The organism is Paenibacillus sp. FSL H7-0714, assembly GCF_038003765.1.
Classification (GTDB): Bacteria; Bacillota; Bacilli; order Paenibacillales; family Paenibacillaceae; genus Paenibacillus_AQ.
Genome location: NZ_JBBOPT010000001.1, coordinates 580,929 through 594,225 on the forward strand (window position 1 = coordinate 580,929; position 13,297 = coordinate 594,225).

At 45.3% G+C, this 13,297-nt stretch carries 14 protein-coding genes; 12 read left to right on the forward strand and 2 right to left on the reverse strand.

Going from position 1 to position 13,297, the window contains the following annotated elements; genetic code table 11:
• Nucleotides 1-73 precede the first annotated feature (73 nt).
• Nucleotides 74-412 carry a DUF4870 domain-containing protein gene (locus NST34_RS02585; protein ID WP_060626766.1) on the reverse strand — a complete coding sequence of 113 codons (339 nt, stop codon included), beginning with the start codon at nt 410-412 and terminating at the stop codon, nt 74-76.
• Between the two features lie 92 nt (nt 413-504).
• Nucleotides 505-1,521 (reverse strand): serine hydrolase domain-containing protein, encoded by a 1,017-nt coding sequence (locus NST34_RS02590; RefSeq protein ID WP_341127071.1) that lies wholly within the window; start codon nt 1,519-1,521, stop codon nt 505-507.
• Between the two features lie 470 nt (nt 1,522-1,991).
• On the opposite strand from NST34_RS02590, the gene NST34_RS02595 reads away from it, so the two are divergent.
• From NST34_RS02595 to NST34_RS02650, 12 genes are all read left to right on the forward strand, one after another.
• Complete coding sequence (locus NST34_RS02595) at nt 1,992-2,180, forward strand: hypothetical protein (protein ID WP_042123803.1); 189 nt, start codon at nt 1,992-1,994, stop codon at nt 2,178-2,180.
• Between the two features lie 398 nt (nt 2,181-2,578).
• Complete coding sequence (coxB, locus tag NST34_RS02600) at nt 2,579-3,625, forward strand: cytochrome c oxidase subunit II (protein WP_042123804.1); 1,047 nt, start codon at nt 2,579-2,581, stop codon at nt 3,623-3,625.
• 127 nt (nt 3,626-3,752) lie between these two features.
• Nucleotides 3,753-5,600, forward strand: a complete 1,848-nt coding sequence (gene ctaD / locus NST34_RS02605) for a cytochrome c oxidase subunit I (protein WP_076285960.1) — start codon at nt 3,753-3,755, stop codon at nt 5,598-5,600.
• Complete coding sequence (locus NST34_RS02610; RefSeq protein ID WP_042184533.1) at nt 5,597-6,223, forward strand: cytochrome (ubi)quinol oxidase subunit III; 627 nt, start codon at nt 5,597-5,599, stop codon at nt 6,221-6,223. Before ctaD ends, NST34_RS02610 begins: the two co-directional genes overlap by 4 nt.
• A gap of 5 nt (nt 6,224-6,228) precedes the next feature.
• The gene (locus tag NST34_RS02615; RefSeq protein ID WP_042184535.1) at nt 6,229-6,555 is read left to right on the forward strand and encodes a cytochrome C oxidase subunit IV family protein; all 327 of its coding nucleotides are present in this window, start codon (nt 6,229-6,231) and stop codon (nt 6,553-6,555) included.
• 82 nt (nt 6,556-6,637) lie between these two features.
• Nucleotides 6,638-7,558 carry a cytochrome c oxidase assembly factor CtaG gene (gene ctaG, locus NST34_RS02620; protein WP_341050502.1) on the forward strand — a complete coding sequence of 307 codons (921 nt, stop codon included), beginning with the start codon at nt 6,638-6,640 and terminating at the stop codon, nt 7,556-7,558.
• Between the two features lie 26 nt (nt 7,559-7,584).
• Complete coding sequence (locus NST34_RS02625; protein WP_042123812.1) at nt 7,585-8,049, forward strand: DUF420 domain-containing protein; 465 nt, start codon at nt 7,585-7,587, stop codon at nt 8,047-8,049.
• A 921-nt stretch (nt 8,050-8,970) separates the two neighbouring features.
• Complete coding sequence (locus tag NST34_RS02630) at nt 8,971-9,699, forward strand: hypothetical protein (RefSeq protein ID WP_042184538.1); 729 nt, start codon at nt 8,971-8,973, stop codon at nt 9,697-9,699.
• A gap of 60 nt (nt 9,700-9,759) precedes the next feature.
• Nucleotides 9,760-10,155, forward strand: coding sequence for a GntR family transcriptional regulator (locus NST34_RS02635; protein ID WP_341050498.1), 396 nt, complete (start codon nt 9,760-9,762; stop codon nt 10,153-10,155).
• A 91-nt stretch (nt 10,156-10,246) separates the two neighbouring features.
• A complete protein-coding gene (locus NST34_RS02640; protein WP_410477456.1) occupies nt 10,247-11,104 on the forward strand; it encodes an ATP-binding cassette domain-containing protein in 858 nt (285 codons plus the stop codon).
• 4 nt (nt 11,105-11,108) lie between these two features.
• Nucleotides 11,109-12,011, forward strand: coding sequence for an ABC transporter ATP-binding protein (locus NST34_RS02645; RefSeq protein ID WP_076285924.1), 903 nt, complete (start codon nt 11,109-11,111; stop codon nt 12,009-12,011).
• The gene (locus NST34_RS02650) at nt 12,004-13,293 is read left to right on the forward strand and encodes an ABC transporter permease (RefSeq protein ID WP_341127072.1); all 1,290 of its coding nucleotides are present in this window, start codon (nt 12,004-12,006) and stop codon (nt 13,291-13,293) included. The genes NST34_RS02645 and NST34_RS02650 overlap by 8 nt, the downstream gene beginning before the upstream one ends.
• Nucleotides 13,294-13,297: the final 4 nt, after the last annotated feature.

Genomic DNA, 13,297 nt, shown 5'->3' on the forward strand with positions numbered 1-13,297 from the left:
TCTTTCCATTGTAAGGAGTGGATGGGCAAAAGGGAATACTTTTCAGCGATAAGAGGTGTTAGTTCAGCGGTGTTTATAGATGCCGAATCTGACTTTCTGCGATATCCCCAACCCAAGGGAGCTTATACCATCTGCTGCTTAAAGCTTGATAGATCATAAGCAGCCATATAGCAAAGCTGCAAAGAGAAAGGATTGCACTCAACAGGGAACCGAGAAAAGGGATAAATCCGGTTAAGACATGGAGAATCATCAGCACGCCGAACGTAAGCAGTGATTGCAACGCGTGGAACAGCACGAAGCGGTTGCGTTTCTCCAGAGCGAGAAAGACAACGCCGCCGATAAAAGGGAAAAAATAGCACAGCGCGCCCGCAATATTATCGGGCAATCCGGTGGATGATTTGAAAGGGGACAAAGGGCTCACTCTCCTTCTACTTGGAGAAGAAGGGGGTTAGTTCGCTACTCCTTCTTCCTTAAAAGCCTATGACTTGTCAGGAAAAAGTATGTTTAGCTCATTGTGGGTATAATATACTTTTCCAACAGCTTGCGGGGGCTCTTCCAATTGTTTGTCTTACTCTCTGCTGTAAAGACCACAACCGCATCTAAATTGGGTAGGATAAGGATTTGCTGTCCGCCATGACCGTGGGCAAGCTTGTAGGGTTGGCCGCTCATCGTACCCACCCAGAACTGAAATCCGTAATCTCCAAAAGCCGGGTATCCCGTAGTCTGTGCAGTTAGTGCTTCTTGCAGCCAATGCTTCGGAATGATCTGCTGCTTCGCAAATACGCCGTTATTAAGCAGACACATACCGAATTTAGCCATATCTCTTGAGTTTAAGTACAGACCAATATGTCCCATACTATGTCCTTCGGGACTCGGTAACCAAGCCGTGTGAGTCATTCGGAGAGGGCTAAATAAATGCTCAGCAGCATAGGTGAATGCATCGAGACCTGTAGATTCACTAAGGATCATCGAAATCAGATGGGTGTCGATACTACGGTATTGAAATTGACCGATATGTTCCGGAATTATGTTCATACTAAGAGCAAAGGAACCCCAGCGGCGACTACGATGGAGATTCCGGACGAAAGGCTCCCCCAGCTTCTTGCCCGTGATCCAGCTAAATCCAGAAGTCATGGTAAGCAGATGACGGAGAGTGATTTTTGATAAATGAGGGGAGTGCAGGTATGGAACATGTTTACGAAGTACCTTGGAAACCGAGACATCGATATCAGGGATATCTCCCCGATCGATAGCGATTCCGGTAATTGCGCTGATAAAGCTTTTAGTCGCAGATCGAAGATCATTTAATGCCCCGGCATGATGGTTGCCGTAATAACGTTCAAAGATGAGCTTGCCATGGCGAGCAATAAGCATACTATGCATCTTTGGATATTCTTTCTGAATAGCATAATCAGCTTGTTCAAGACCCTCACGGCGCGTTGCAGTTTCCTCGGGTAGCGCGGTAGTCATCGCGGGAACTACGTTATAAGATGAAGTTAGTAATGGTGTAGGTTGGCCCATAATGATCTCCTTTTCTTGCTGTGGTACGTGCTAGGTGAGGCCTGCTATAGTGCATATTGTATTTTAACCCGACACGAGCAATATGACTTACGAAGAACATTGTAAAAAAATAAAAATTTTCCAATTAGCACATTTTACAAGGAAAGGTGGAAGTTGGACCGGAATATGATACAATATAACGATAAGGCCCGAAAGGGGTGATTCAGTAAGTGGCTCTTCGGGTAATAAAAGTGTCAAGGAGCTTTCGTTCAACAGGCGTCCTTACTCTCAGCCCAAATCACGACGAACCTGCTTCACCGGCGAACCAGTATCTCAAGGCTTTGAAGCTTTGAATTTTACGTTTTGGCGGATAATGCAAGCCACGTATGTGTAATGGTTACTTCACTTGCATTCGAGGTTACGGCGTACTTTTCATCATGCATTCTCTACAACGGAGCATTCATTTTCAATGTTTTGGGAGGGAACTGATCATGGCAAGTAAAGGTCATAACGAAGTCAAGGAAAGTTTACGGGAAATGACACGTATTTTCCGGCCCAAAGATCCCAAGAAATTCGTAAAGGAGTACGTCCGAAAATATCGGATTACCGGAGGCTATGAAGAAGAACTGACCATGGTCGTGGAGCATGAGCTGGTAAAGATGAATTCATCCGTCTCCTAGCTAACAGATACGAGTGTCACTTACTTTTGACATCATTTTGAGTAATAACATCCACGAGGATTCTTATAAACCGTGCCCGAGCAGCGTTTGTTGCAGGAATCGGTTTTTTTTGTTTGTACATTTATGAATAAGAAATATTGTCTCTCATAAAATAGTCAAATGAATTAATAGACACATTTCACAATGAATGCGCTTTAACGATCATTTTTTATTTGATTGCGTTTTCAAAAAATGCGCATAAATGCAGGTGGGACAAGGAATTATTATGTCGAAAATTACAATGTGAACTAGTTGTGAACGATTGACAAAACTTTCCCTTAAACTTATATTAATAGTGATTGTTATAATTGACAGAAAAAAACAGGAACCTACGAAATCGGGAAAAGCGGGGTAGATCAATGATGAAAACGTGGCAGGCTGTAAAGCGACTCCTTCCCATGACCGCTATGTTTGGTCTCTTTCTTGCCGGGTGCGGCCGTGAGGACTTGTCGGTGCTCAGACCACAGGGGCCTCAGGCGGAAATGTCTTATGGATTAATGGAGCTGTCGATCAGTATTATGATCGTCGTGTTGCTGATTGTCTTTACGATTGCAGCTTATGTACTGATCCGTTTCCGACGAAAGCCGGGTCAGAATGAAATCCCTGAGCAGGTTGAGGGTAGCATCAAGCTTGAGATTCTCTGGACGGTCATTCCGCTTATCCTCGTAGTGGTACTGGCAGTTCCAACGGTGAAAGCAGTGTTCGCCGCAGGAGATGATCATGCCAATGACAAGGACGCGATTAAGGTTAAAGTAACCGGCCACCAATATTGGTGGGAGTTTGAGTATACCGATTACAAGGTGACTACAGCGCAGGATCTGATTATTCCAGTGGGCAAAGATATTGCTTTTGAACTGGAGACTAAAGACGTGCTGCACTCCTTCTGGGTCCCTTCCCTTTCCGGTAAAATCGACACCAACCCAGCCGGGACAATTAACCGCTTCAGCTTCAGTGCACCTAATGAAGGCGTTTACCGTGGCAAATGTGCGGAACTATGCGGGCCGTCTCATGGATTCATGGAATTTAAGGTGAAATCGGTTAGTGAACAAGATTTTCAGAAGTGGATAGATTCGATGAAAGCACCCGTAGCTGTGCTGCCAGAGGATCCTGCTTTAGCTGAGAAGTTCAAAGCGGCGTGTCTGACTTGCCACGCTGTAGGTGATCAAGGGATTAATAATGCGCCGAACTTGACCGGAATTGGTTCTCGGGAGTCGATTGCAGGGATCCTGCTCAACGACGACACGAGGGAGGATGGTGCACCAATTGAGGAGAATCTCAAAACATGGCTGCATGATCCACAATCCGTAAAACCGGGCAATCTGATGCCTAACCCCAAAGATCTAGGCCTAAGTGATGCGGAGATTGATGGCATTGCTGAGTATCTGGCCAACTATAAGCTGGACTAATGCCTTAGCCTAAAGGCGGGCGGAACTTTCGAAAAAGGGGGTACGAACTTTGGCTCAAGCAGCGCATACCTTGAATTCATCCAAGCCTCTGGGGCATGGCCACAGTGTGAAGCGCCATACAGGACTTATGGATTGGCTAACAACCGTCGATCATAAAAAAATCGCAATTTTGTACCTATGGGCCGGAGGATTATTTTTTGGTATCGGCGGAATTGAAGCACTTCTGATTCGCTGGCAACTCATCAAGCCAATGAATAATTTTTTGGATGCCCAAACGTTTAATGAACTTATTACCATGCATGGTACGACGATGATATTCCTCGGCGTCATGCCAATCATCTTCGCCTTAATGAATGCCGTCATACCGCTACAAATCGGTGCACGTGACGTAGCCTTTCCTTTTCTAAATGCACTTGGCTTCTGGACCTTCCTGTTCGGCGGAATTCTACTGAATCTCAGCTGGATAATGGGTGGCGCTCCTGATGCCGGATGGACCTCCTACACCCCACTATCTACGAGTACATACAGCACTACACACGGTGTAGACTTTTATACGATTGGTCTTCAAATTGCCGGATTAGGTACCCTCATCGGGGGGATTAACTTTCTAGCCACGATCATTACGATGCGCGCGCCGGGAATGACCTACATGCGGATGCCGATGTTTGCTTGGACTACATTTATTACTTCCGCAATTATTTTGTTTGCATTTCCAGCAGTTACAGTAGGTTTAGTACTGCTGACATTCGACCGGATACTTGGAGCCAATTTCTTCGAGGTTGGGGCTGGGGGTAATCCGGTGCTCTGGCAACATATCTTCTGGATATTTGGTCATCCAGAAGTATATATCCTCATTCTGCCTGCCTTCGGAATTATATCGGAGGTTATCCCGACTTTTTCACGGAAGCGACTGTTCGGGTATAGCTCAATGGTGTTCGCTACCATCCTGATTGCCTTCCTGGGCTTCATGGTTTGGGCTCACCATATGTTCACTACCGGACTTGGGCCGGTAGCTAACGCATTGTTCTCTGTATCAACGATGTTGATTGCGGTTCCGACAGGAATCAAGATTTTTAACTGGTTGTTCACGATGTGGGGCGGGCAAGTGCGTTTCACGACACCAAACCTGTTCGCGGCAGGATTCATTCCTACCTTTACGATGGGTGGCGTCACTGGCGTCATGCTGGCTTCTGCGCCCGCTGACTTTCAGTTCCATGATACGTATTTTGTTGTAGCGCATTTTCACTACGTTATTGTGGGCGGCTTGGTGCTTGGCCTGTTTGCAGGTCTGCATTACTGGTGGCCGAAGATGTTTGGTCGGATGCTAAGTGAGAAGCTGGGCAAATGGACCTTCTGGACGTTTATCATCGGATTCCATCTGACATTCTTTGTACAGCATTTCCTTGGACTCATGGGGATGCAACGCCGGGTATTCACGTATTTGCCGAATCAGCAATTCGATTTGCTGAATTTAGTCAGTACAATTGGTGCTGGGCTGATGGCTGTCGGTACGATTATTTTCTTAGTCAATGTCTTCCTAACTTCAAGAAAGCCAATGGATGCAGCTGATGATCCGTGGGAGGATGGACGTACACTAGAATGGACGATTTCTTCGCCACCGCCAGAATATAACTTCAAGCAAACCCCGCTTATCCGTGGTATTGATGCATTCTGGAAAGAAAAGATGGCAGGAAATAAAGGCATGACTCCGGCGGAACCGGTCGGCTCGATCCATATGCCGTCTGCAACTATATTGCCGTTTACTATGTCTGTTGGGATTTTCATCGCTGGACTTGGCTTCATGTTCAGTCGGGATGACTTCGGCAACGCCTTTATGAGCTTTATGTTTAATAATTATATCGTTACAGCTATCGGTCTTATCATCACGTTTGGATCTATGCTGTTGCGTTCGCTGTATGATGATCATGGATGGCATATTGAACCTGAAGAGCTGGAAGGAAGTGAGCGGACATGACAACGGCACATGCAGAAGCTTCTAAGGAAGAATTTCCTCACGAGCCGGAAAAAGCTACGCTCGAAGGACGAAACAAGGTTCTTGCCTTTTGGTTGTTTCTAGGTGGGGAAGCGGTATTGTTCGGTACGTTGTTCGCTACGTTCCTCGCATTGCGGAATCAGACGAATGAGGGGCCATCGGCGAATGAATTGTTTCACTTACCGCTTGTAGCTGCTGCGACATTCATTCTTTTGGTAAGCAGTTTGACGAGTGTGTTTGCTATCCAAGCGATGCATAGAAACCGTCCGGCAGTGCTTCGTAACTGGCTTTTGGTAACTGTAGCCTTAGGGCTTGGCTTCCTGATTCTGGAGATCTATGAGTTTACTCAATATGTGAGACACGAAGACTTCGGAATGACTACAAGTGCATTTAGTTCGGCATTCTATACATTAGTAGGATTCCACGGTGCGCACGTAGCTTTCGGGATTGCATGGATCGCCATCCTGATTGGGCAACTCATGCGTAAAGGATTAACCGTAGTTACTGCACCAAAAGTGTATGTGTCAGCCATGTACTGGCATTTTATTGATGTGGTATGGGTCTTCATCTTTACGGTTGTATACCTACTTGGAAAGGTGGGCTAGACACTATGACGACAGATCAGCATGTGCCAGAGAATGACGGGTATAAGCATCGTCATCGGCATGAAGGGCCACAGAGGCATATTGTTGTCTTTATACTGTCCATTGTCTTGACCTTAATTGCTTTCGCCGCTGTTGCTGCTGGAGGCGTGAATGCCACCTTTGCGGTTATTCTACTCCTGGTGATGGCAGTCATTCAGGTCATTGTACAGATGGGCTTCTGGATGCACCTGAAAGATAAAGGACATCTAATACCGATTATCTTCATGCTGGGTGGTTTTTTTACCGCCGGTACCTGTATTATTATGTCGCTGTATTGGGTTTGGTGGAATTAACGGACTATAAAGAAAGAGGCGGGCTGAGATGCCCCCTCTTTTTGGTGTTTAACTAGATCCTGCGCTAGGAGGGGTTAGCGTTATGCTCGGATTACAATATTTTAGCTTTGCAGAACTATGGAGCCCGCTTTTTCTGGCGGTCATGCTGCTGCTGACGGCGGGTTATTTCGTTTGGATTGGTCCGATTGCTGGACGTCATGCCGATTCAGTTACGGTTCCGATCTGGCGAAGAGCACTATTTGTGTGCGGAATGCTTGCGCTTTATCTGGCACAAGGCGGTCCTGTTAGTCTATTAGGACATATGATGTTTTCCTTCCACATGGTTAGTATGGCCTTGTCATACCTAGTGGCGGTGCCGCTGATTATGCTGGGGATTCCAGATTTTATCTGGCGCAGCATATTGAGAGTAAATCCATTTCGCCGGTTGTCTTTTTTAGCTCGACCGGTGGTAGCTGCGCTACTGTTTAATGGACTATTTTCCTTGTACCATATTCCTGTTATCCATGATTATGTGATGCTTCATTTTACCGTTCACCGAATCTACTATATTGTTTTATTCCTAACAGCTGCCTTAATGTGGTGGACATTGATCAATCCGCTACCGGAGCGCCGAATGGCGAGTGGACTGGGCAAGATTGGGTTTATTTTTCTAAACATGGTATTACTGACACCAGCATGCGGACTGATTATTTTTGCAGATCAACCGCTCTATGCTACTTACAGTGATCCGGAGACTTGGGCACTTGCCATGGGCTATTGTATATCGGGTGATCCTTCTGCCTTACTTCAAAATTTTGGGGGTCCTGCGTTCTTTTCATTGTTGTCACCAAAAGTGGATCAGCAGGTGGGAGGTATCGCGATGAAGTTCATTCAGGAATTTATTTTTGCCTCTATGCTTGCTTATGTGTTCTATCATTGGTATAAAAAAGAGAACGGACAAGAGGGCGATGAATTATCGACGCCTTCCTCAGCACTCGAGGAGAGCACCTTGACCCGTGCATAACTGGTAGACTGCCAAGGAGGAGAATCATGGATATTTTTACGGTGTTTCCAACTATTAGCACATCGTTCATCGTGCTCAGTGCGGTGCTCGTAGCTATTGGCTGGTGGCTCATCATTAAGGGCAAACGCGAGGCGCACAAGAAGACGATGATTGCTGCCGCAATCGCTGCGCTCCTGTTTTTTATTGTTTATGTATCTAGAACGTTGTTCGTGGGAAACACCTCATGGGGCGGACCGGATGAACTTCAGACGATTTATCAAGTGTTTCTGATCTTCCATATTGTGCTGGCAACGGTAGCTGCGGTATTCGGACTTACTACGTTAACTCTTGGATTTAAGGCGAAGTACTCCAAGCACCGTAAGTGGGGCAGAGTGACATCTATAATCTGGTTCATTACTGCGATTACTGGCGTTATGGTGTATGTGCTGCTTTATGTTCTGTATCCAGGTGGACACACCAAGCCAGTGTGGGAAGTTATTTTGGGCGCGTAAGATAGTTGCGTGAAAAGAGCTTGTGATTGGCATGTGAAAAGAGCATGTGAATATGCGTGCGAATCGTACGTGAATTTGTGTGAATAGTAATGAAATAAGCCTGTGCATCTGCTCGTTCCTAAATAGGGATGATGGATGGCGGGCTTATTTTAGTTTATGGAGTTGGGGGAATGCTGAAATCGTGAAATTGTACTGTGAAATCACTTGTGATCTGAACAGTGCGTGATGTGAAGCATTCTATTTACTTATTTTTAGGGAAAACCTCCCTGAAAAAGATAAGTTTTGAGCTCGAAAAACGATAATTAGGCAATTTCTCCCTGTATTTTAACCGTTTAAGCTCTAAAACGTAGAAATGGCTGAATTTATAGGGAGGAATTCCCTAAAAACGTTGATTTCAGGCTAAATCCAAGTAATTAGAGGGAGATTTTCCCTAATTGTTGATTTTACTAGCAGTTACACCCATCGAGCGGTCACATGCACTCAGCGGTAGCGTCCGTCGAGCCTTCGTATCGATTGAGCGGTCGCATCCATTAGTGGTCACAACCACCGAGGAGTCGCTCCCGCCCTTCAATCACCCCACCGAGCCGCAACAACTGGCCCTACACCTACAACCCGTTGGCGAAGCAACAATGAGGCTGACCTCACTCCGCGTCCCTCGCTCACATTCAACCTCTCCATAAGTTATGTTTAATCCTCTGATTAGTTAATCCCGATAATGATCAGTTTCCCATACGTGCAAAGCCTTCTCCAGAGGGTGGGAAGCGCATACCTCCTAATCAACTTGAATGTTTTCCACTTACAGGATTGACAATGGAAAAATAAGGACATATACTGTGTATATAGATATATACAGTAAGCACAGGGATATGAACACCTGCTTCTGCTAGACGCTGAAGACATTGTAAAGCGAGGTTAGTTTTAATGAGAACATTAAAAGATTCATGGTTTATGTTGCGCTCTGATTTTCGCGGAGACAAATTAAAGATATTAGGGACCCTCGTAATAACAGTTATTTTTATGTGTTATCTTGGTGGAATGACTAGCCTGGTAGCAAATGACGTACTAGGTGAGCAGGATCGGACGATGATAACGGATTTCTTATTTCTTTCCTTTATACCCTTATTGGGATTAACATTCTCTCGCCGTTCCATGAAATATTGGAGTGAAGACTCTTACACAAAAATGTTGGTTTACTTAAGAACCTTACCAATTCCAGCTGCAGTAATATTATCGCGGAGAAAACTTCAGGGAGTTTGCTCCTTTATTCTAAATGGTACGTTATTCTTCGGTATTGTTTACTTGTTAGGGGAAAATTTCCGGACAGAGCTGGCGGTTCCCTCGTATATAGCTTTTGCCATTACATGGCTCGGCTTCGGATTCATGGTCTCAGGTCTATATATTTTTATTGAGTATCTTTTTAGCGGCAAAGCTTATCTATGGCTAACATTGCTTATCGTAGTGTTATCGTGGGGAATATCATTCCTAGTTACACTTGGGGGAGGCAATTTGTTTTTATACAGTATCTCCTATTCCAAGGAGTGGGGGCTGTTATCTCCGATCATGTGGGGGTCACTTCTGCTGGGGACAATATCTGTGCAGTTATTCTCTAAATGGACTATACATCGACTGAAGAGTCGCAATCTCGTATAAAAAATCGGAATGGCAAGGACTGCGCTCTAGCACGCTAGAGTGGAAGGCGAGGTGTAAATAATGTGGATACCGGTACAAATCAACGAAAATAGTGCAGAGCCCCTCTATCATCAGATAGAGACTCAGCTTAGATCCTTAATCATTAGCGGAGTCATTACAGAAGGTACGCTACTGCCCTCGATTCGTGAGTTCGCAGGAGATCTGAAATGCAGTGTAATTACAGTGCGGCGCGTATATCAGGATCTGGAGAATGAAGGTTTGCTGCGAACGAGACAAGGAACAGGTACCTTTGTATCCCATGTAGGCGACGGAGCAATGGAAGAATACAAACGGGACACGGTAGGCAAAGCACTTGAAAGTGCTGTGGATATCGGCCGATCGATACATTGCAGCAAGGATGAACTTGAGCAGATTTTTATGGAGATTGTAGAACGCAAGTATAGAGCACAGGAATGAAAGGGGGGCGCATACTCATATGGTACAGATGGCTATAGAATTGCGGAATGTACTTAAACAACGGCGAAACAAGACGATAGGACCGCTGACCATGAATCTGCCTAAAGGATATATTACAGCCCTGGTAGGTCAGAATGGATCTGGCAAAAGCACGCTACTGAATCTACTAATGCAGCTGACCAATCCAGAGGAAGGCGAGATATATTGGTTTGAGAACAGGTATAATAGCGGGTTGCCTCTGGAGCTGCGGCAGACCATTGCCTATGTTCCTGAGACGTCGATTACTGAGGAGAACCACTGGAATGCAGAAGAGGCAGCTCAATTTCGACAGCATTGGTATCCGAACTGGGATGAGTCGTATTTTCAGGATCTAATGGATCGCTTTGAGGTTCCATATCATATGAGGCTTTCTAAGATGTCAAAGGGTGAGCGTCGGAAATTCGAAATTGCCGCAGCACTTGCGTCACGCCCAAGTCTGCTGCTATTGGATGAACCTTCATCAGGTCTTGATCCCTTTGCCTGGAAGATTATGATCGAGACGCTTCTTAAATATATGGATGAGAACAACGCTACGATCATCATCTCGACACACATTGTGGAAGAGGTACGGCGGTTGGCAGATTATATCGTGCTTATGCATAGAGGTGAACTGCTGGGTATGGCCGAGAAAGACAGTTTATTCGGTACTTGGACCGAGGTATGGGTACAGGTTGCAGGTGAAGAGGAGCTTGCTGAGTTATCAGCGGAATTACCGGGAGGTATAAACTTTACCATGGATACACCGGGTGTAGCTTCTTTTATCATAGAACAATTTTCTAAGAACGAGAAACGCATTCAGGACTTGGGCGTAAAGGTTATCAAGAGTCGCAGTTTAGAATTGGACGAAATACTGGGTTTATGGACACAGGGACACCGTCCTATCCTGATTGATCACAAGAGAGGGGACTAGAGAAATGGAAGCCTTAAAGCTGGAAAGTGTAATGAAGCAATATGGAGAAAAAACCGCTGTAAACGGAATTAACCTAACGGTAGGCAAGGGGGAAATTTACGGATTACTTGGGGCAAATGGTGCAGGAAAAACAACCACCATGCGCATGGTGCTTGGCCTAATATACCCTGATGGCGGGAATATTTTGTATAATGGAAAGCCGTATAACAGCGAACTTCAGCAAACCATGGGCTATCTGCCCGAAGAAAGAGGATTATATCCAAAGGTAAAGGTAAGCGATCAAATCGTCTACTTGGCACGTCTGCGCGGGATGTCGGCTAGTGATGCAGATAAGAGCCTTCGCTACTGGCTCGATCGGTTTGAGGTTCCGGATTATTACAATAAGAAGATTGAAGAGCTCTCCAAAGGGAATCAGCAGAAAATGGGCTTTATCGCCGCAGTCGTTCATAAGCCGCAAATTCTCATCCTTGATGAAGCCTTCAGTGGCTTGGACCCTGTTAACGTGGAACTACTGAAAGATACGGTAAAAGAATTACGTGATCAAGGAACGAGTATCTTATTCTCTACTCACCGGATGGAGCATGTTGAAGAGCTTTGCCGTAATATTACGATTTTGGATCGTTCCAATACTGTCGTGCAGGGCGATATTCGTACGATTAAGAGTGGGTATCCTCGTGAACAAGTATTGTTGCGTACGGATAACGAAGTGACCGGTCTAGAATCAATTGCAGGTGTAACAGCAGTACAGCGACAGGAGCGAGGTTATCTGTTGTCCATCAGTGAGATCGGCGCAGCACAACGTATCCTACAGCAGGCGATGGCACAGGGTGAAGTGGAGCATTTTGAAATTAAGGAACCAACGTTAAATCAAATCTTTATCAGAGCGGTGGGTGAATCTCATGAATAAGATGGGGACAATTATTGGCTTTACCTTTAAAAATAAAGTAAGAACGAAATCATTCATGATTACTACATTAATTCTAGTGTTGCTGCTCAGCATTGGGATGAATCTTCCGTACATCATCGATCAGTTTAAGGGTGATTCTAAAACAAACGCAGAGACTCAAATTGCTGTGATCGCGGAAGAGGGAAATCAGGCTGCAGAGTTGTTGAAGGCATATACTTCACCTGAAGGAATGCCGCAGGCAAAAGTTGTGCAATATACTTCTGCCGACGATGCGGAGCTAAAGAAAGCTTTAGATGAAGGGACTGTAGAGGGGTACGTTACTTTTGCAGAACCTGCTGGCGAAGGACTTCCACCCGTTACTTATCATAGTGAAAATGGTGAATTGAAGGGCGATGTGCAAATCTATCTCCAAAATGCTCTTCAGCAGGCCAACACCCAGTTCATCGTTGGCGACAAGCTGACGCAGGAGCAGATTGCTGCTATGTCAACACCGGTACAGATAGCTACTCAGCAGCTCAACCCTGATGGGACTGCGGGAGATAAGGATGCGTCGCAGGAATCCGCTCCACCTATTAATTACGTCATTGTATACGCCATGCTTATGCTGTTCTTCATGTCTATCATGATGACCGGTAATATGATCGCAGCTGAGATTACTTCAGAGAAGAGCTCACGGATCATGGAGATTCTGATTACAAGTGCCTCACCTTTAGCGCAAATGTTCGGTAAAGTTATCGGTGTCTTCTTAGTAGGATTATTACAAATTGGCGTCATTATCGCAGCGGTAGTTGTCAATCTTAAGCTTCCGCATAATGCAACGATTTTGAAAGATTTAGACCTGGATTTAGGCCAGCTTAATATTAACTTGTTGCTTTATGGAATTGTTCTATATGTACTGGGTTATTTCCTCTATGCCTTGATGTATGCAGCTGTAGGTTCGATTGTCAGCCGTACAGAGGATCTTGGCCAAGCAGTTATGCCGATTATGATGTTAGGCTTCGTAGCATTCTATGTTCCACTGTTCAGTATCTCCAATGCGGATACTCTGCTGGTTAAGGTAGCGAGTTATGTACCGTTCACCTCTCCATTGACCATGCTGCTCCGAATTGGTGTTGGTGAAGTAGCGATCTGGCAAGTTATTGTATCATTAGCCATCCTGCTTGTTACCACGTTCATCTTTGGATGGTTGGCTGCCAAGATCTATCGCACAGGCGTATTGATGTACGGCAAACGTCCAAGTATTAAAGAGATCAGAAAAGCGATGAAGGCTTACAAGATCTAAGTGG

Bases quoted from the DNA above. Each gene is read 5' to 3' on its own strand.
- NST34_RS02590 (WP_341127071.1), bottom strand. From the start codon at position 1,521: ATGGGCCAACCTACACCATTACTAACTTCATCTTATAACGTAGTTCCC.
- NST34_RS02595 (WP_042123803.1), top strand. From the start codon at position 1,992: ATGGCAAGTAAAGGTCATAACGAAGTCAAGGAAAGTTTACGGGAAATG.
- coxB (WP_042123804.1), top strand. From the start codon at position 2,579: ATGATGAAAACGTGGCAGGCTGTAAAGCGACTCCTTCCCATGACCGCT.
- ctaD (WP_076285960.1), top strand. From the start codon at position 3,753: ATGGATTGGCTAACAACCGTCGATCATAAAAAAATCGCAATTTTGTAC.
- NST34_RS02610 (WP_042184533.1), top strand. From the start codon at position 5,597: ATGACAACGGCACATGCAGAAGCTTCTAAGGAAGAATTTCCTCACGAG.
- NST34_RS02615 (WP_042184535.1), top strand. From the start codon at position 6,229: ATGACGACAGATCAGCATGTGCCAGAGAATGACGGGTATAAGCATCGT.
- ctaG (WP_341050502.1), top strand. From the start codon at position 6,638: ATGCTCGGATTACAATATTTTAGCTTTGCAGAACTATGGAGCCCGCTT.
- NST34_RS02625 (WP_042123812.1), top strand. From the start codon at position 7,585: ATGGATATTTTTACGGTGTTTCCAACTATTAGCACATCGTTCATCGTG.
- NST34_RS02630 (WP_042184538.1), top strand. From the start codon at position 8,971: ATGAGAACATTAAAAGATTCATGGTTTATGTTGCGCTCTGATTTTCGC.
- NST34_RS02635 (WP_341050498.1), top strand. From the start codon at position 9,760: ATGTGGATACCGGTACAAATCAACGAAAATAGTGCAGAGCCCCTCTAT.
- NST34_RS02640 (WP_410477456.1), top strand. From the start codon at position 10,247: ATGAATCTGCCTAAAGGATATATTACAGCCCTGGTAGGTCAGAATGGA.
- NST34_RS02645 (WP_076285924.1), top strand. From the start codon at position 11,109: ATGGAAGCCTTAAAGCTGGAAAGTGTAATGAAGCAATATGGAGAAAAA.
- NST34_RS02650 (WP_341127072.1), top strand. From the start codon at position 12,004: ATGAATAAGATGGGGACAATTATTGGCTTTACCTTTAAAAATAAAGTA.